Genomic DNA, 18936 nt, shown 5'->3' on the forward strand with positions numbered 1-18936 from the left:
CCCCACCTTCTGCAATCAATAAAAACAACCCGAAGAGGTGTCGATATGCGTCTTTTGCAAGCAGTGATCCCGGCCGCACTGGCGGCCTTGATGAGCGCCGCCGTCCAGGCACAACCCAGTGTCAGCGTGTACAACTGGACCGATTACATCGGCCAGACCACCCTCGCCGACTTCCAGGGACAAACCGGGGTCAAGGTGATCTACGACGTGTTCGACTCCAACGAAACCCTGGAGGGCAAGTTGCTGGCCGGGCGCACCGGCTACGACGTGGTGGTGCCCTCCAACCATTTCCTGGCGCGCCAAGTGAAGGCCGGCGCGTTCCTCAAGCTGGACCGCTCGCAGTTGCCCAACTGGAAGAACCTGGACCCCAAGCTGCTGGCGCTGCTGGAGCAGAACGACCCCGGCAACCAGTACTCGGTGCCCTACCTGTGGGGCACCAACGGCATCGGCTACAACGTCGACAAGGTCAAGCAGGTGCTGGGCATCGAGCGCATCGACTCCTGGGCGGTGCTGTTGGAGCCTGCGAACCTGAAGAAGCTCCAGCAGTGCGGGGTGTCGATGATGGACTCGTCGGACGAGGTGTTTCCGGCGGTGCTCAACTACCTGGGGCTGGACCCGCGCAGTGAAAATCCCGAGGACTACAAGAAAGCCGAGGCCAAGCTGCTGACCCTGCGCCCGTACATCACCTACTTCCATTCCTCCAAGTACGTCTCGGACCTGGCCAACGGTGATATCTGCATCGCCTTCGGCTACTCCGGGGATGTGTTCCAGGCCGCCAATCGGGCCAAGGAAGCCAAGAACGGGGTGAACATCGCCTACGCCATTCCCAAGGAAGGCAGCAACCTGTGGTTCGACCTGCTGGCGATTCCCGCCGATGCCGGCAACGTCAAGGAGGCTCACGCCTTCATCAATTACCTGCTGGACCCGCAAGTGATCGCCAAGGTCAGCGGCTATGTCGGCTATGCCAACCCCAACCCGGCCTCCCAGCCGTACATGGACGCCGAGCTGGTGAACAATCCCGAGGTGTACCCGCCTCAGGACGTGCTCGACAAACTGTACATTTCCACCACCCAGTCGCCGGCCATCATGCGCTTGATGACCCGCTCCTGGAGCAAAGTGAAGTCCAACAAATGATTCAGCCAAGACACTCGGGCAGCGCCAGCGAGCATGCCCGCTCCTACTACGCCGCCTCCGCCGGCAGCCTGCCCGGCTACCCGTCCCTGGACGGTGACCTGAGCGCCGACGTCTGTGTCATCGGCGGTGGTTTCACCGGCGTCAACACCGCCATCGAGCTTGCCCAGCGCGGGCTGTCGGTGATTCTCCTGGAAGGCCGTCGCATCGGCTGGGGCGCCAGTGGGCGCAACGGTGGCCAACTGATTCGCGGCATTGGCCACGACGTCAGCGGCTTTGCCCGCTACGTCGGCAAGGAGGGGGTGAAATACCTTGAGCATGCCGGGATCGAGTCAGTGGAAGTGGTGCGCCAGCGTATCGCCGAACACGGCATCGATTGCGACCTGCGCTGGGGCTTCTGCGAGCTGGCCAATACCCGGGCCCAGTTCGCGGCGTTCCAGGCAGAACAGGAGCATCTGGCGAGCCTGGGCTACCGCCACCCTACCCGCCTGGTGGCGCCCCAGGACATGCATCAGGTGGTGGACTCCCCGGTGTATGCCGGGGGCCTGGTGGACATGGGTTCGGGGCATTTGCACCCACTCAAGCTGGTGCTGGGGGAAGCGCGGGTCGCGACGTCCCTGGGGGTGAGGATCTTCGAACAGAGCCCGGTGCTGGAACTGGTGCATGGCAACCGCGTCGAGGTGCGTTGCGCCACAGGCACCGTGCGCGCCGCCAGCCTGGTGCTCGGATGCAACGCCCACCTGGATGAACTGGAACCGCGCCTGAGTGGCAAGGTGCTGCCCGCCGGCAGCTACATCATCACCACCGAGCCACTGCCTGAGGCGCTGGCGACACAGTTGATCCCGCAGAACCTGGCGCTGTGCGACCAGAAAGTGGGCCTGGACTACTACCGGCTGACGGCGGATCGACGCCTGCTGTTCGGCGGTGCCTGCCACTATTCAGGGCGTGATCCTGCGGACATCGGCACCTACATGCGGCCGAAGATGCTCAAGGTATTTGCCCAATTGAACGATGTGGCCATCGACTTCCAATGGGGCGGCAAGATCGGCATCACCGCCAATCGCTTCCCCCAGGTAGGTCGGCTGCACCAGTACCCTAACGTGTACTACGCCCAGGGCTATTCCGGTCATGGCCTGAATGTCACCCACTGGACCGCACGGCTGCTGGCCGAAGCCATTCATGCCGGCCACAGCCATGGCCTGGATGTGTTCAGCGCCGTGCCCCACATGACCTTCCCGGGCGGCCCAGCCCTGCGCGCACCGCTGCTGGCCCTGGGCATGCTCTGGCACCGGATGCGGGAAATGCTCGGTTGACCGCCCGCCTTCGCCGGCCCATCTCGCTTGCTACGGAGCGGGCAGGTTCTCCAGGTGAACCGTCGCTGCGGAAAATCCAGCAACAGCGCATTAACCCGTTGTGGCTGCTCATTCTGGATGCCGGGCGCTCCAGGGGCGATGCGAGGCGCAGAACCTGGCAGATGGCGGCCGCAGCCCTGAGCAATATTGATGCTTCGAATGACACTGCCGCTGCTGCCGGCACTGTGCGGTGCTGGCAGGAGCGGCAGCCCCTCAGGCGGAAATCATTCCGACCTGGGACTGGCTGTGCTGACGAATCAGGCGCTGAGTGTTCAAGACCTTTTCCAGGGCCTGCTCGGAGTCGGGATCCTGCATGGGCGCACGAATCGCCGCCGACACCAGGCTGATCAGCTTGGCCATGACTTCGGCGTCAGTGGCCGGACGGCCCAGGCTCATGGCCTGCATCAGCAGGCGCAGTTCGGTGCCGGCCATCACCCCGGAAATCGCCTTGAGGGCAAACTGCAGGCGCACCCCCAATTCGTTGCGCGGCAGGTCCGGCAGCGCCAGGGCAAAGGCCTTGAAGAAGCGCTCGAACACCGGTTGGTAGTGTTCCTTGAGGTATTCCTGAATGAAGGGCGAGGTATCGCTGTACACCCGGCCCAGGAAACGGATGAACGACCGGCCTTCCAGGCCACCGCTTTCATCACTGCGCTCCAGGCCCATGGCCGGGGCGAACAGCACCCCCAGCAGGGTCTCGCAATCCAGCGGTCCCTGGGCCTGCTCTTCGCATTTGGCCAGCAGTTCCAGGCGTTGATCGTTGAGGGGGCCCAGGCGCTGCATCAGCAGGGCTTTCATCAGCGAGTCCTTGTCGCCGAAGTGATAGTTCACCGCCGCCAGGTTGACCTGGGCGCGCTCGGTGATCTGACGCAGCAGCACGGCGTCGTAGCCGTACTTGATGAACAATGCCTCGGTCGCTTCCAGCAGTCGGGTCTTGGTGACATTGGGGGCACTGAGTTTCTTGGCGACCATGGAGGACTAACCTTTGCTGGGATGAAAAACTGACCGTTCGAACAGTGTTTTAAAAAAAAATTTGATTTTTTATACCCGCGAGAAGCCCTAAAAGCAAGCGTCCCAGGGACGTCCCCAGCGGCCCGAGGCCGTTTTGTGACCCACGGGTTCCTGGTAGAAAAATCCCGAAAAAAGCCCGCAATTACCCGGTTCAGACAGCTGGCGCGCCAGGATGAACGCAGTTACTATTCAAACAAATTTTTTAAAATAATAAATAAAACCAGAGCTTGGCGTTGCCCCTGAACCCCCGCTGCACGAGCCGTACGTGGTGGGAGTGTTCAAGCATTCAGTCGAGCCAGCCGGCGCGGTAAGCGATGACAGCGACGATAATCGACCCAGGTTTTATCTCCCTGCAAGGCATAGGCAAGAGCTATCGGCTGGCGGAGCAACCGCTCCACATTCTCAAGAACGTTTCCCTGTCCATCGAAGCCGGTGAAAGCTGCGCCATTCTCGGTGCCTCCGGTTCCGGCAAGAGCACCCTGCTCAACATCCTCGGCCTGCTGGACCTGCCCGACAACGGCGACTACCGCTTTGCCGGGCACGATATCTTCCGCGCCAGCCCCGACCAACTGGCGGCGATCCGCAACCAGCAGATCGGTTTCGTCTTCCAGAGTTTCAACCTGCTGCCACGCCTCAGTGCCCTGGACAATGTCGCCCTGCCCCTGAGCTATCGCGGAGTGGCGCGGCGTGAATCGCTGGAACGCGCCCAGCACATGCTCGATCAGGTGGGCCTGGGGCAGCGGGCCCACCACCGCCCGGCGGACCTCTCCGGCGGTCAGCGCCAGCGGGTGGCGATTGCCCGGGCCCTGGTGGGCGAACCCTCGGTGATCCTCGCCGACGAACCCACCGGCAACCTCGACAGCCATACTGCCCAGGAGATCATGGACCTGCTGCTGTCGCTGAACCGCGAGCGCCAGGTGACCCTGATCATCGTCACCCACGATCCGGACATCGCCCAGCGCCTGGAGCGGCAGATCCGGGTCACCAACGGCGTGGTCCAGGAGGTCTGCCCGGCATGAGCCTCAAGGTCGAACAAAGCGCCAGCCAGTTGCTGCACGAAGCCTTCGTCAGCCTGCGCACCCTGGGCAAGCGTTCGATCCTGGCTCTGCTGGGGATCGTCATCGGCAGTTCATCGGTGGTGGCCCTGATCAATATCGGCCACAACGCCGCCGAAGACGCCGCGGCGATCTTCCAGGACATGGGCACCGACACCCTGGCGGTGCAGTTCCCCGACACTTCGGGGGCGCGCACGCCCATGCCGGCGGCGCTGGACCTCGCCACCCTGTACAAGGCCCTGCCCAACCTGCTGCACATCGCCCCGGTGGCGTTGTTCAGCGGCCCAGTGGTATTCCAGGGACGCACCACCAACGCCAACTTGGTGGGCAGCACTGCGGCACTGAACGACGCCATGCGCCTGCAGCTGCAGCAAGGACGCTTCCTTTCGGAATTCGATGCCGCCGAAACCTACGCGGTGGTGGGGGCACAAGTGGCCCAGGCCCTGAGCCAGCCCCATGAACCACTGCGCCTGGGCGACAGAATTCGCATCAATGACTATCTGTTCCAGGTGATTGGGATCCTGCAACCGCAACCGGCTGCCGTGCTGATCCCGGTGCAGACCAACGAATCCCTGTTCGTGCCCCTGGAAGGCATGCGGCGAATATCCTCCAGTGCGCAGATCAGCAACCTGATAGCCCGCGCCGCGCCCTCCCAGGACATGAACCAACTGGCCACGGCCCTGGGCGATGCGCTGAAAAAACAGCTACCGGGACGGGGCGTGGAAGTACAGATACCGCAAAAGATCATCGACGGCATGACCCGACAAAGCCGCACCTTCGGTTACCTGCTGATGGCCCTGGGGGGCATCTCCCTGGTGGGGGGCGGGGTCGGGGTGATGAACGTGATGCTGATGAACGTCTCGGAACGGCGTCGGGAGATCGGCATCCGCATGGCCCTGGGCGCCAGGCGCCGGGATATCCGCAACCTGTTCCTGCTCGAAGCCGTGACCCTCACGGCCGTCGGTGCCCTGTCCGGGGCGGTGCTGGGCATGAGCGCCGCCTACCTCTATGCCCGGGTTTCCGGCTGGCAGTTTTCCCTGGCCTCTGCATCCTTGCCCCTGGGCATCGGCAGCACCTTGTTGATCGGCCTGTTCTTCGGCCTGTACCCGGCCATCTCGGCCTCGCGCCTGCAACCGGTGGAGGCGCTGCGCGATGAATGATCGCCAACGCGCCGGGCTGTTGCTGCTGTGGCTGATCAGCCCCTTGGGGCAAGCCGCCTCCCAGGACATGAATGTGGCTCGCCAAGCGTCAGCCCCGACCCTGCACAGCGGTTATGAACGCAGCGTCCTGTTGAGCCAGCAGCAGACCGACCTGACCCTCGCCGATGCGGTCTACCTGGGCCTGCGCAACAACCGCGGGATTCGCAGCGCCTACTTGCAGCGCGTGGCGCAGAAGTTCGATCTGCGGGTCTCGGAAGATGCCTTCAATCCCAAGCTGCTGCTCAGTGGCACCTATCAGGCCAACAAGGGCAGCAACGACGGGGTACGCAACGCCATGCTCACGCCCAGTTCCAGTTTGCTGGGGGAGTACGGCACCCGCTTGAACATGGCCTGGCGGCAAGAGTTGAGCAATGCCAATCGGGCCGGCTACTACCGGCGCGACGGCCTCGACCTGGCGATTATCCAGCCCCTGCTCAAGGGCGCCGGCTGGGATGTGACCACCGCCCCGCTACGCCTGGCGCGGATCAACGAACAGGCCTATCGCCTCAACCTCAAGGCCAACGTGGCGCAGACCATCAGCGACATCATCGGCGCCTACCGCGAGCTGCTGCGGGCCCAGCAACAGCTGGCGATCGTCGAGGATGCCCTCAAGCGCGCCAATGCCCTGCTCCAGGTGAACAGGGCGCTGATCGCCGCCGGGCGCATGGCCGAGTTCGAGATCGTGCAGACCGAAGCCGATATCGCCAGCCAGGAACTGGGGGTCGAAGAAGCGCGCAATCAGGTGGACATCAATCGCCTGTCGCTGCTGCGGCTGCTGGCCCTGGACCTGTCCACGCGCATTCGCGCCAGCGACGCCCTGGAAGCCGCCAGGATCAGCATCGACCAGCAGGACGCCCTGCGCCTGGCCCAGCTCCAGCAACCCAGTTACCTGGCGACCTTGCTCGGCAGCCAGCAGGCCGATCTGAACCTGGTGATCGCCAAGGACCAGGGCCGTTGGGACGTGTCCCTGGTGGCCGGTGCCAACCAGGTGCGCAACCGCTACGACAACGACGGCGGCAATGGCGCGGGCAGGACCTGGGACAGCTATGCCGGGGTCCAGGTGCAAATCCCCATTGGCGACCTCAGTACCCGCCAGGCGGAAGTCCATGCCCGGGTCGACGTGGAAAACCAGGCGCTGGTCCTGGCCGATGCCCGCCAGGCCCTGGAGCGCGGTGTCAATGACGTGGTGCGCGACCTCGGCACCCGTTGGCGCCAGTACGAAATTGCCCAGCGCGCGGTGGAACTGTCCAAGCGCAAACTGGAGATCGAACGGGAAAAGCTCAGCGCCGGACGCTCCAGCAACTTTCAGGTGCTGAGCTATGAAAGCGACCTGCGCACCAGTGAAAACGCCCGCCTCAACGCACTTATCGCCTACCTCAACGCCCAGACCCAACTGGACTTGACCCTGGGCACGACCTTGGAGACCTGGGACATTGCGCTCAATGACTACTGAGCAGAAAAGCTCGCGCAAACGCTACCTGCAAGGGGGCGCGGCGCTGGTGGTGCTGGCCTTGGCCGGCGTGGCGCTGATCGGTTACCACGCCCCGGACCACACAGCGACCGACAAGGGCCGCTGGATCGAGGTCAGCAGCGCGCCGCTGATTCATCAGATCGGCCTGGTGGGCAAGATCGAACCCCAGCGCACCATCAGCCTGACGGCGCCGTTCGACGGCATTGTCCTGGCCAACCTGGTGGAACAGGGCCAACGGGTGGAGGCCGGCCAGACCCTGCTGAAAATGGACCCCAGCCTGATCGAGATCCAGTTGCGCGAAGCCTTGTCGGTCCAGCTCAAGGCCCGACGCAGCGTCCAGGAACTGCAGGACTGGAACAACAGCGCCCAGGTCACCCGTGCCCGGCGGACCTTGCGTTCCTCGCAGATGGCGGTCAGCAATTCCGAGCGCAAGCTCAGTGAAAGCCAGAGCCTGTTTGCCCGGGGCATCATTCCCCGCAACGAACTGGACGACCTGACCCAACAACTGCAGACCCAGCGCCTGGACCTGAGCGCGGCCCAGGGCGAGCTGCAACAGGCCCTGGATCAGGGCAAGGGCGAATACCGGCAGATTGCCGAGATGGAACTGACCAATGCCACGGTCAAATACGAAGCCCTGCGCGCCCTGCTGGCGGGCAAGGACGTCACCGCGCCGTTTGCCGGCATCGTGGTGCCGGCGCCGGGCGTCAACCTGAGCCAAATCGCCTCGGCAGGGGCCTCGGGCCCGGTGCAAACCGGCAGCAAGGTCGGCCAGGGCCAGGCCCTGTTCGGCCTGGCCAACATCGAGCAACTGAAGATCGTCAGCAAGGTCTCGGAGCTGGACATCAACCAGTTGCGTCAGGGCCAGAGCGTGGAAATCCTCGGTGACGGCTTTGATGGCGAACGCCTCAATGGCCAGGTGGACATCGTCAGCAGCCTGGCCCTGCCCGGCGACGCCAGCGGCGCCAGCGCGCAATTCCCGGTGACCTTGTCGATCCCTACGCTGACCCGCGAACAACTGCAGCGGGTGCGCCTGGGCATGAGTGCGCGATTGACCATCATCACCTACCGCAACGACCAGGCAATCGTCATCCCGCCGGCAGCGATCCAGCGCGGCGCAGATGGCATGAGTGTGGAATATCGGGCGAGCGCCGATCAGCCGGCACAACGGCTGCCGGTGAGCGTCGGCCAATCGACGGCTGAGGGTGTCGAAGTGTTTGGCCTGCAGCCGGGCCAGGTCCGCCTGCCCAACGCCTTGTAGGTTCAGGCTTGCCTGGCTATCGCCCGAAGACCTCTAGCGCCCTCGGGACTCTTGCGCCCCTGCGGGCCGTTCGCAGCCTTCGGCAGCGGCTACACCGATCGTAGCCGCTGCCGAGCCCCGGCGAGGCTGCGAAAAGGCCCGCAGGGCCTTGCTTGGCGATCTTCAGAACAACCTCAGGCGCCCTCGGAACTAACGCAGGGCGCGGCGCAGCACCTTGCCCACGGTGGTCTTGGGCAACTCTTCGGTGCGGAACTCGACGTAGCGCGGCACCTTGTAGCCGGTCAGGTACTCGCGGCAGTGGGCCAGCAACTGCTCCTGGGTCAGGTTCGGGTCCTTGCGAACCACGAAGATCTTCACCTTCTCCCCCGTCACCCCATCCTCGACCCCGATCGCCGCCACTTCCGCCACGCCCGGATGCAAGGCCACCACATCTTCGATCTCGTTGGGGTACACGTTGAAGCCGGACACCAGGATCATGTCCTTCTTGCGGTCCACCAGGCGGATGAAGCCCTGCTCGTTCATCACCCCGATATCCCCGGTGGACAGCCAGCCGTGACGGTCCAGGACCTTGGCGGTTTCTTCCGGACGCTGCCAGTAGCCCTTCATCACTTGGGGGCCACGCACCTGCAACTCGCCCTCCTCGCCCAGCTCCGCCAGTTCGCCATCCTCACGCACGAAACGCACCCAGGTCGACGGCAGCGGCACGCCGATGGTCCCGGTGAAGTCACCCTCGCGCATGCGCGCGATGTCGATGGGGCTGATGCTCACCACCGGCGAGCATTCGGTCAGGCCGTAACCTTCGATGATCGGCACCCCGGTGACTTCCTTCCAGCGCCGGGCCACGGCGGTGTGGGTGGCCATGCCGCCGGCGATGGCCAGCTTCAGGTCGGAGAAGTCCCGGCCACGAAACTCTTCGTTCTCCAGCAAGCCGTTGAACAGGGTGTTGACCCCGACGATGCCGCTGAACTTCTCCTTGCGCAGGATCATCTGCACCCGCTTCACGTCCCGGGGGTTGGCGATCAGGATGTTGCGCCCGCCCAGGCACATGAACATCAGGCAGTTCACCGTCAGTGACAGCACGTGATACAGCGGCAGCAAGGTGACGTTGGTTTCCTGCTGGTTTTCGTCCAACTGGTCGCCAACCCAGGCCTTGGCCTGCATCAGGTTGGCGAGGATGTTGCGGTGGGTGAGCATGGCGCCTTTGGCATCGCCGGTGGTACCGCCGGTGTATTGCAAAAAGGCGATGTCATCCTGCTTCAGCTCCACTGGACGGGGCTCCAGCACCGCGGCCAGTTTCATCATCGCCGGGAAGCGGATCGAGCCTGGCAGGTTGAACTTGGGCACCTGCTTCTGCACGTGGCGCAGGGCGAAGTTCAAGGCCGCGCCCTTGAAGGTGCCCAGCAAGTCGCCAATGGCGGCCACCACCACGTTCTTCAATTGGCTGCCCGGCATCGCCTGCTCCAGGGTGTGGGCGAAGTTCTCGAAGATCACCACGGTTTCGGCGCCGCTGTCCTTGAGCAGGTGCCGCAGTTCATGGGCGGTGTACAGCGGGTTGACGTTGACCACCACCGCCCCCACCAACAGGGTGCCGAACAGGCAGATCGGATATTGCAGGCAGTTGGGCATCATCAGGGCCACCCGATCGCCCTTCTTCACCCCTTTGGATTGCAACCAGGCGGCGAAGGCGAATACGCGCTTCTCCCAGAGGTCGTAGCCCATCTCGGTGCCGATGCTGACGTAGGCCACCCGGTGGCGGTACTTGTCCACGTGTTCGAGGAACACTTCCCGCAGCGACGGGTAGCGGTCGATGTCGGCTTCGATATCGCTGGGCACACCCGGCAGGTAAGCGTTCAGCCAGATACGCTCGGCGGGTTGCAGGCTCACGACACTCATTGGCAGTCTCCTGGTTATTTTATTTTTCGACGATGGCGGTGATACCCAGCCCGCCGGCTGCACAAACGGAAATCAGCCCGCGGCCGGAACCGCGCTGGTGGATCGCCTTGGCCAGGGTCGCCAACAGGCGCCCGCCGGTGGCGGCAAAGGGATGCCCGCAGCCCAGGGAGCCGCCGTTGACGTTGAGTTTGCTGCGCTCGATGCTGCCCAGGGCGCCGTCGAGGCCGAGTTTGTCCTTGCAGTAGTCGGGGTCTTCCCAGGCCTTGAGGGTGCACAGCACCTGGGCGGCAAAAGCCTCGTGAATCTCGTAGAAGTCGAAATCCTGCAAGCCCAGGCCCTCCCGGGCGAGCATGCGCGGCACCGCGTAGGCCGGAGCCATCAGCAGCCCTTCCGTGCCATCGACAAAGTTCACTGCAGCAGTTTCCCCGGTCCGCAGGTAGGCCAGCACCGGCAGGTTGTGGGCGGCGGCCCACTCCTCGCTGGCCAGCAGCACCACTGAGGCGCCGTCGGTGAGCGGGGTCGAGTTACCGGCGGTCAGGGTGCCGTTGTGGCGGTCGTAGGCCGGGCCCAGGCCGGCGAGCTTCTCCAGGCTGGCATCGGCCCGCAGGTTGTTGTCCCGGGTCAGGCCGCGATACGGGGTGATCAGGTCGTCGAAGAAGCCGCGCTGATAAGCGGCCTGCAGTTGCTGGTGGCTGGCAAGGGCCAGTTCATCCTGGGCCAGACGCTTGATATGCCAGCGCTTGGCCATTTCTTCACAGTGCTCACCCATGGACAGGCCGGTGCGTGGCTCGCCGTTGCGCGGCAACAGCGGCTTGAAGAACATCCCCGGGCGCACCTTGAGCAAGCTGCGCAGTTTGTTGCCGGCGCCCTTGGCGCGATTGGCCTGGAGCAAGGTCCGCCGCAGCCCTTCGTTGATGCCGATGGGCGCATCGGAAGTGGTGTCGGCACCACCGGCGATGCCCACTTCGATCTGCCCCAGGGCGATCTTGTTGGCCACCAGCAGCGCCGCCTCCAGCCCGGTGCCACACGCCTGCTGCACGTCGTAGGCCGGGGTCTGCGGCGACAGCGTGGTGGACAGCAGGCTTTCCCGGGCCAGGTTGAAATCCCGGGAATGCTTGATCACCGCCCCCGCGGCGAACTCCCCCAGGCGCTGGCCCGACAGGCCGTAGCGATCCACCAGCCCCTGCAACGCCGCCACCAGCAGGTCCTGGTTGCTGTCGTTGGCATACACCGTATTGGAACGGGCGAACGGAATCCGGTTGCCGCCGATGATCGCCACCCGGCGCACCGGCGCCGGATTGAAACTGTACTCAGTCATTGCCCAGCTCCCCAGATAAATAGGCCGCGCATGTGGGGTTTGTCCCCCGCGTTGTTGCGCACTTCGAACGCATGGCGCGGACCGTCGGGCAGACGGTTCCACAGGGTCACCGCCGCCGGCAGGAAGATCGGCAGCTTGAACTCGCAGTCCAGCTCCGCCGCCGCCAGTGGATGGGGTGGTTGCTGCGCTGCCAGTGCCCGGCCCAGGGTCCACATGCCGTGGGCGATGGGCCGACGGAAACCGAACAGCCGGGCGCCGAGCCAGGAGGTGTGGATCGGATTGAAATCGCCGCTGACCTGGGCAAAGCGCCGCCCCAGGTCGCCCCCCAGGCTCCAACGTTGAGTGCGCACCAGGGCATGTTCATCCAGCGGCAGCGAGCCTTGCCAGGGCTCACCAATGGGCGCGCTGACGCCACGGCGCAGATACAGGCTGTCGCTTTCCCAGACCAGGCTGCCGCCACTGTGGGCCCGGGTGGCAATCGACAAGGCCTGGCCCTTGGGATGGGCCAGCCAACGCTCGGCAAACACTTCCAGGCGCAGGGCCTGCCCTTCCTCCAGTTTCTGGTACTGACGGATACGGTTGGCCAGGTGGACCATGCCGCTGGCCGGATAGGGAAACGTCGGGTGGGTCAGCAGCAACAGGTGCAAGGGAAACGCCAGGGTATGGGGAAAGGCCAGCGGCACACCGTGCTCCCGGCGAAAGCCACAGGCCTGGGCATAACGGGCGATTTCGGCGGCCTGCAGCTCCACCGCCGGGCGTACAAGGCGCTCGCTGGGCAGCTTGGGGACGGCCTCCAGTTTGGGCTTGCGCAAGCTGCGGATGCCGTCGTACAGCAACTGGCCCCGGGACGGCGGCGGTTCGATGATGCGAATGGCAGAGTCGGCATTCATGGTTCAGGCCCCCAGCAGGCTTTGTCCGCAGACGCGGACCACCTGTCCATTGATCCCGCCGGAGGCCGGATGGGCCAGCCAGGCGATGGTTTGCGCCACATCCACGGCCTGCCCGCCCTGGGACATGGAATTCATGCGCCGTCCGGCCTCGCGAATCAGCAGCGGGATCTTCGCGGTCATCTGGGTTTCGATAAAGCCCGGTGCCACCGCGTTGACCGTGATCTGCTGACGCGCCGCCAGTGGCCCCAGACTCTCCACCAGACCGATAACCCCGGCCTTGGACGTGGCGTAGTTGCTCTGCCCGAGGTTGCCGGCGATCCCGGAAATCGACGAGACACAGACGATCCGTCCCCCCGGGTTCAGGCCCTGGCCCTCCAGCAGCGCCTGGCTCAGTAACAGCGGTGCTTCCAGGTTGACGGCCATGACCTTGCGCCAAGCGGCTTCAGTCATCTTCGCCAGGGTCTTGTCCTGGGTGATGCCGGCGTTGTGCACGACGATATCGAAAGCACCGTGCTCACCGACGAACTCCAGCAGCCGCTGCCCGGCACCAGAAGCGGTGATGTCCAGGGCCAGGGCGCTGCCCTTGAGGCCCGCTGCCGCCTGCTGCAACTCAGCCTCGACCTGGGGAATGTCCAGGCACACCACCTGGGCGCCTTCCCGGGCCAGGACCTGGGCAATGGCCAGGCCGATGCCGCGACAGGCCCCCGTGACCAGGGCCCGCCGGCCCTCCAGTGGCTGGGCCCAGTCGATGTGCCGGGGCACATCCACCGGCTCGCCGATGCGCACCACCTGACCCGAAACATAAGCCGAACGACGGGACAGGAAAAATCGCAGGCTGCTGTCCAGTTCACCTTCGGCACCGGGCTCGACATACAGCAGTTGCGCGGTAATGGCCCGGCGCAACTCCTTGCCCAGGGAGCGCACGAAACCCTCCAGGGCCCGCTGCGCCACGGCCTGGGCCAGCGCCTTGCAGTGCTCCGGCGGCGTGCCCAGCACCAGCACCCGACCGTGGGCGGTCAGGCGCCGGACATTGGCGTGGAAGAAGCGGTACAGCTCATCGAGCTGGGCGATATCCGCCAGCCCGCTGGCGTCGAAGACCAGGCCCTGGACCTTCACGGTCGAGGGCGCGTTGATGCTTGCGGCCTGGGCCGCCACGGTGTCGGTGGCGGCGAAGATCCGTTGCAGCTCGCCCAGAAGGCGCCCCTCGGGCGCCGCGGCGAGGACCACCGGGTTGATCAGGTTGCCGCCCTGCCCCTCGCGCTGGCGTTGCAGCGGCAGCGGTTGTGGCAGGCCGGTCCGCTGGGCCAGCCAGCGGCCCCACCCGGAATTGACGAACGAAAGATAACCGTCAGACATAAAGAGATCCCGATCCAATCCAGTAGAGGCTCAATAGGCCGAATCGCTGGCCAGCACCGCGTCTTCGCTGCTGGCGGCACGTTTGCGCGAGGCCGGCTTGGCGCTTTGCTCGAAGTGCGCCTGACGCTGTTGCAAGGCTTCCAGCAGACCGAAGTCCTGGGGGAAGTCGTCGACCTGGATCGCGTGATCGCCGTATTCCACGTAACGACTGAGCAGCTCGTCTTCGTCCTGGCTGATCAATTGCTGTTCCAGAGCCTGGACCCGCCACACGCCGAAGGCCTCGCGGGAGATCGGCAACGGCGCCAGGGCACCCTGCTTGATCGCCGGCTTGAGCCGGGCCTCGATCAGTTCCACTTGCGGTTGCAGGCGGAACGCCAGTTCGCCGTAGGCCAGTTTGTCGATGTCCGGTTGCGGGATGTAGGAGTCGGCCAACAGGCGGTCGCGGGTGGCGCCTGGGGTTTGCACCAGCTCGGCCACCTCGGCCAGCAAGCGGTCGCTGGGTTTGTGCTGGGGAATGCCCAGGGGGAAGCTCAGGCCACGAATAATCCGCGCAGCCGCTCTGGACGGATAGTTGTCCAGCACCTCGGCGAGGGCTTCATGGGCCCGCAGCAGGGCATCCTGGGCCGCCCAATGCACCAGCGGCAGATCGGCCTGGGGTCGGCCATCGTCCTCGAAACGCTTCAACACGCAGGACAGGATGTACAGCTGGGAAAGAATGTCCCCCAGGCGTCCGGTGATGCTTTCCTTGCGCTTGAGGGCACCGCCCAGCACGCCCATGGAAATGTCCGAAGCCAGGGCCAGCACCACTGACAGACGCTGGATCTGCCGGTAATAGCCAGCCAGGGCCTTGTCGGTGTTGGCCGGGGCCTTGATCAGGCGTCCGCCAGTCAGCGCATGCACCGCAGCGCGCACGGTGTTGGCGCAGACAAAGCTGATATGGCCGAACATGGCGTTGTCGAACGCTTCCAGGCCTTTGCGTCCACCATCGCGAGCGGCTTCCATTTCACGGAACACATAAGGATGGCAACGGATCAGCCCCTGGCCGTAGATGATCAGGCAGCGGGTCATGATGTTCGCGCCTTCCACGGTGATGGCAATCGGGCTTTGCTGGTAGGCCCGGGCCAGGAAGTTGTTGGGGCCCATGCAGATGCCCTTGCCGGCGACGATGTCCATGCCGTCGTTGACGATAGCCCGGGCGCGTTCGGTGACGTGGTATTTGGCAATCGCCGAGATCACCGAAGGTTTCTCGCCGGCATCCAGGGACGCCACTGAGACCTTGCGCACCGCATCGCAGGCATACAGGTGCCCGGCCATGCGTGCCAACGGCGCCTGAACGCCTTCGAACTTGCCGATGGGCAGGCCAAACTGCTTGCGCATCGCCGCATAGGCCGTGGTGCCGCGTACTGCCACCTTGCCCAGGCCGACGTTGGCCGACGGCAGGGAAATCGCCCGCCCGGCCGCCAGGCACTCCATCAGCATGCGCCAGCCGTTGCCCACTTGAGCGCCACCGCCGATCACCCATTCCAGGGGAATGAACACATCCTTGCCGGTGGTCGGGCCGTTCTGGAACACCGCGTTCAGCGGCCAGTGGCGACGCCCGGTATTGACCCCCGGATGGGTGGTGGGAATCAGTGCGCAGGTAATCCCCAGGCTGCCCTTGCTACCCAGCAGGCCGTCCGGATCTTCGGCGCGAAAGGCCAGGCCCAGCACCGTGGCGATGGGGCCCAGGGTGATGTAGCGCTTGTCCCAGGTGACGCGAAAGCCCAGGACTTCCTGGCCTTCGAACTGGCCCTTGCACACCACCCCGACGTCGGGAATGGCCCCGGCGTCGGAACCGGCATAGGGGCTGGTCAGGGCAAAGCACGGAATGTCTTCGCCACGGGCCAGGCGCGGCAGGTAATGCTGGCGCTGGGCCTCGGTGCCGTAGTGCAGCAATAGCTCGGCCGGGCCCAGGGAGTTGGGCACCATCACCGAGATCGCCGCCGCCGAGCAGCGGGTGGAGAGTTTCATCACCACCTGGGAATGGGCGTAATGGGAGAAGCCTTTGCCGCCGTATTGCTTGGGAATGATCATCCCCAGGAAACCCGCGTCCTTGGTGTATTGCCAGGCCTTGGGCGACAGGTCCTGCCAGATCTGGGTGGTCTCCCAGTCGTTGGCCATGTTGCACAGGGTTTCCACTTCGTTGTCCATGAACGCCTGCTCTTCGGCGCTCAGACTGGCCGGGGCGGCCTGCAGCAGGCGTGGCCAGTCGGGCTTGCCGCTGAACAGCTCGGCGTCCCACCAGACCGTGCCGGATTCGATGGCGGCGCGCTCGGTGTCGGACATGGCCGGCATGATCTTGCGGAACATGGCCAGGGCCTTGCGGGTGAGCAAGGCACGGCGCAGGGGCTTGATGCTCAGCAGCGCGGCCGGCGCCAGCACCAGCAGCACGCCGAGGGTCAGTCCCAGGGTGCCCACCAGATTGAACAGATAACCTGCCGCCAGCCACACCAGGCCGCTGCCCAGCCACAGGGCCGCGGCGGCCTGGCGATAGGCCAGTGCACAGGCTGCGGCGAGTCCCACCAATAACCAGACAATCATGGAATACCTCTCTTGTTCTAACGAGACAACCACTGGGAGCCCGGGCGTTGTGCCGGCCCCTCGACGATCACCCTACAAAGGAAAGAAGCATGTTTCAAATTTTATTTTTAAATATTGTTTTGAGTGTTTTCGGCAACGCATAACGGCTGAACGATGTCAGCCAAAGGTTGGAAAAGCAGGCAGGTCGAGACGGGTCCTGAGGTGACCCGTCCAGCCAACGGCAGTCGCACACTCCCTTGGTACTGCCGTTATCTCAAGGCATGGATGAAGCGCGAGGCCTCAGAAGTGATAGGTCGCGGAGAGACTCACCACTTCGCCCTTGGAGTCGACTTTGCCGTCGATGGTGGAACCGCCGAGACGGTCAACGTTGACGGTCTTGAGCTTGGCCTCTTTGACGAACTGCCGGGAATAGGCGCCGTCGATGGTCAGCCCGGGAATGGCCTTGATGTCATAGCCAAAACCGATGGAAGTGAACCAGCGATCGTTATCCGGAATCCGTGGGTCACGGGTCGAATTGCGAGTCGGGGTCTGGTCGAAGGCCACACCAGCGCGCAGGGTCAGCTCATCGGTGAAGCGATAGTCGCCACCCAGGGAGTACATCATCGAGTCCTTGTAGTTGTAAGGAATCGCCACCAGGGTGTTGCCATCAGACTTCAGCGTCAGGTCCTTGAACGACGACCACTGGGTCCAGAGCAGACTGGCGCCCATGGTGAAGCGATCGTTGAACACGTGGACCCAGTCCAGGCCGGCGGTAGCCGGAATGTCCAGTTGAGTACTGGCGTTGGCACCATCGGGGTTTAGCTTGAGGCCCGGATAAGCCAGTTCGGTCAGGGTTTCACCGTTGGGACCGGCCGGCTGGGTCATGAAATTGCGGCCCAGGGCGTCGGCACGAATGTTGTACTTGCCCTCCATCTTGTTCTTGATCTTGGCGTGATAGTTCAGGCCCAGGGTGTCCTGCTCGGTGGGTTTCCAGGTGATGCCGGTGAACCAGCCGACCGAAGTGTTATCGACCTTGACCCGCATCAGGTTGGAGCCAATGCCCGAGGGCGCTCCAGGAAGCACCGACATGCCCGCCGAACCACTGACGTTGAGGTTCTGGCTGACGAAGCCCTTGCTGTGCTGCACGATGACCCCGGCACCGATGGAGAAATCCTCACGGACCTTGAACGACAGGGCCCCGGTCAGGCCGACAGTCTCAATCTTGGTATCCACGGCGAAGTCACGACCTTTCCAGCCTTCGTCCCAGGTGCTGCGCATGCCCAAGGGCACGACCTGGCTGAGGCCAAAAGCAAAGCGATCGTTGATCGGCATCACCATGAAACCGGTGGGCAACCAGGCGGTGAAACCACCCTCCCCGCCATCGCCGGTCAGGGGCATCGCCGCGCCGCTGGGAGCGCCGGTGTCATCCACGGGAGTGATGGAGGCCGGATTCCCCTGATAGTCGTTGACGTTGCCTTTGAACTTCATCTTGATCCGCGCGTAATCCACGGTCATCTGTGCCACGTTGTGATCGATGAACGCCATGGCTGCCGGGTTGTTGTACGCAGCACTGGGATCATTCTTGAACAGCGAACCACCACCAAACGCCCGACCCCAGCCTGGAGCGCCATAGGTCGGAGTTGAGAAACCACCCGCCTGCACCGACCCGGAACCAATCAGGCCACCCAGCACCGCCAGGCCAATAGCGGCCTGGATCTTGTGTTTCTTATTATTCATGCCCCACTCCTTATTATTATCGACCGCGATCGGCCACCACCGATCCAGGGCGTTGCAACAGGCGCCTCAAACGAGGCGCCTGTTTTTTCAGCAAGTGATCAACAGGCTGAAGTCAGATCAACTTCAAGGGGTTACGGTGAAGGCTGGGTTCGGCTTGACGCTCAACGCCGTGATTTTGCAACTGCCGACGGATTGCGCCGAAGGAATGCTCAGGGTGTTGGTGGCGTTGTTCCAAGTGGCGTTGATGGTCACCGGCGTGCTGCTGCAGTTGGAGAGGATCTTGAAGTTGACCCCGGTCACGGTGCCCGCGGTAGCGCTGGAGGCGGTCAGGGTCCAAGGCAGGTTCAGCAGAACCGGCACGCCGCACAGCGAGTTGCTACCGCTGACGGTGGCGCCGGTGATCGAGGCATTGGAGCCGTTGGCCGCCACGGTACCGGTGAAGTTGATGTTGCAATTGACTGGAATCCCAAACGATGCCGGCGAAGACACCGAGATGGTGCCCGGTGCCGAGAAGGACGCACCGGCAGGTGCAATGGTGGCAGCGTTGGCCATCGACGCGGCGCCCAGGCAGATGGCGAAAGAAGCTACGGATACCAGAGTCTTGATGCTTTGCATTGTTGTTTTCCTCAAGATTTAGGCAACAGGCAGTTGCCAGGGGGTTATCAGCCTCGCCAGGGTGTCGATGACGCCATCGGCTCTCCAGTTCGAC

General features: G+C 64.0%; 14 protein-coding genes. 6 read left to right on the forward strand and 8 right to left on the reverse strand.

Annotation, left to right across the window (positions count from 1 at the left end):
* The first annotated feature begins 45 nt into the window (after positions 1-45).
* Entirely contained in the window at positions 46-1134 is a 1089-nt protein-coding gene (locus PQT43_RS12725; RefSeq protein WP_110651645.1) for a polyamine ABC transporter substrate-binding protein, read from the forward strand.
* The gene (locus PQT43_RS12730; RefSeq protein WP_272754030.1) at positions 1131-2444 is read left to right on the forward strand and encodes an NAD(P)/FAD-dependent oxidoreductase; all 1314 of its coding nucleotides are present in this window, start codon (positions 1131-1133) and stop codon (positions 2442-2444) included. Before PQT43_RS12725 ends, PQT43_RS12730 begins: the two co-directional genes overlap by 4 nt.
* Before the next feature lie 252 nt (positions 2445-2696).
* Here the strand turns inward: PQT43_RS12730 and PQT43_RS12735 are convergent, their stop codons facing one another.
* Complete coding sequence (locus tag PQT43_RS12735; protein WP_102879408.1) at positions 2697-3452, reverse strand: TetR/AcrR family transcriptional regulator; 756 nt, start codon at positions 3450-3452, stop codon at positions 2697-2699.
* Between the two features lie 353 nt (positions 3453-3805).
* On the opposite strand from PQT43_RS12735, the gene PQT43_RS12740 reads away from it, so the two are divergent.
* Genes PQT43_RS12740 through PQT43_RS12755 form a run of 4 tightly spaced genes read left to right on the forward strand, consistent with a single transcriptional unit; the run spans position 3806 to position 8474 of the window.
* The gene (locus PQT43_RS12740) at positions 3806-4510 is read left to right on the forward strand and encodes an ABC transporter ATP-binding protein (protein ID WP_272754031.1); all 705 of its coding nucleotides are present in this window, start codon (positions 3806-3808) and stop codon (positions 4508-4510) included.
* Positions 4507-5706, forward strand: a complete 1200-nt coding sequence (locus tag PQT43_RS12745; protein WP_272754032.1) for an ABC transporter permease — start codon at positions 4507-4509, stop codon at positions 5704-5706. Before PQT43_RS12740 ends, PQT43_RS12745 begins: the two co-directional genes overlap by 4 nt.
* Positions 5699-7198, forward strand: coding sequence for a TolC family protein (locus PQT43_RS12750; RefSeq protein WP_272754033.1), 1500 nt, complete (start codon positions 5699-5701; stop codon positions 7196-7198). The genes PQT43_RS12745 and PQT43_RS12750 overlap by 8 nt, the downstream gene beginning before the upstream one ends.
* The gene (locus PQT43_RS12755; RefSeq protein ID WP_110595635.1) at positions 7188-8474 is read left to right on the forward strand and encodes an efflux RND transporter periplasmic adaptor subunit; all 1287 of its coding nucleotides are present in this window, start codon (positions 7188-7190) and stop codon (positions 8472-8474) included. The genes PQT43_RS12750 and PQT43_RS12755 overlap by 11 nt, the downstream gene beginning before the upstream one ends.
* A gap of 189 nt (positions 8475-8663) precedes the next feature.
* On the opposite strand, the gene PQT43_RS12760 is transcribed toward PQT43_RS12755, so the two are convergent.
* The 7 genes from PQT43_RS12760 to praB all read right to left on the reverse strand — a co-directional run bounded on the left by PQT43_RS12760 (position 8664) and on the right by praB (position 18842).
* Positions 8664-10367: an AMP-binding protein gene (locus PQT43_RS12760; protein WP_102879413.1), complete on the reverse strand. Its 1704-nt coding sequence runs from the start codon at positions 10365-10367 to the stop codon at positions 8664-8666.
* A 19-nt stretch (positions 10368-10386) separates the two neighbouring features.
* Entirely contained in the window at positions 10387-11685 is a 1299-nt protein-coding gene (locus tag PQT43_RS12765; RefSeq protein ID WP_102879414.1) for an acetyl-CoA C-acetyltransferase, read from the reverse strand.
* Positions 11682-12575: a MaoC family dehydratase gene (locus PQT43_RS12770; RefSeq protein ID WP_272754034.1), complete on the reverse strand. Its 894-nt coding sequence runs from the start codon at positions 12573-12575 to the stop codon at positions 11682-11684. The genes PQT43_RS12765 and PQT43_RS12770 overlap by 4 nt, the downstream gene beginning before the upstream one ends.
* A 3-nt stretch (positions 12576-12578) precedes the next feature.
* Positions 12579-13931: a 3-oxoacyl-ACP reductase gene (locus PQT43_RS12775; RefSeq protein WP_102879416.1), complete on the reverse strand. Its 1353-nt coding sequence runs from the start codon at positions 13929-13931 to the stop codon at positions 12579-12581.
* 30 nt (positions 13932-13961) lie between these two features.
* The gene (locus PQT43_RS12780; RefSeq protein ID WP_272754035.1) at positions 13962-16511 is read right to left on the reverse strand and encodes an acyl-CoA dehydrogenase; all 2550 of its coding nucleotides are present in this window, start codon (positions 16509-16511) and stop codon (positions 13962-13964) included.
* A 279-nt stretch (positions 16512-16790) separates the two neighbouring features.
* Positions 16791-18227 carry an outer membrane protein transport protein gene (locus PQT43_RS12785; protein ID WP_102865102.1) on the reverse strand — a complete coding sequence of 479 codons (1437 nt, stop codon included), beginning with the start codon at positions 18225-18227 and terminating at the stop codon, positions 16791-16793.
* 123 nt (positions 18228-18350) lie between these two features.
* The gene (gene praB / locus PQT43_RS12790; protein ID WP_102879418.1) at positions 18351-18842 is read right to left on the reverse strand and encodes an alkane oxidation protein activator PraB; all 492 of its coding nucleotides are present in this window, start codon (positions 18840-18842) and stop codon (positions 18351-18353) included.
* Positions 18843-18936: the final 94 nt, after the last annotated feature.

This window comes from Pseudomonas sp. BLCC-B112 (assembly GCF_028550695.1).
Lineage (GTDB): Bacteria > Pseudomonadota > Gammaproteobacteria > Pseudomonadales > Pseudomonadaceae > Aquipseudomonas > Aquipseudomonas danubii.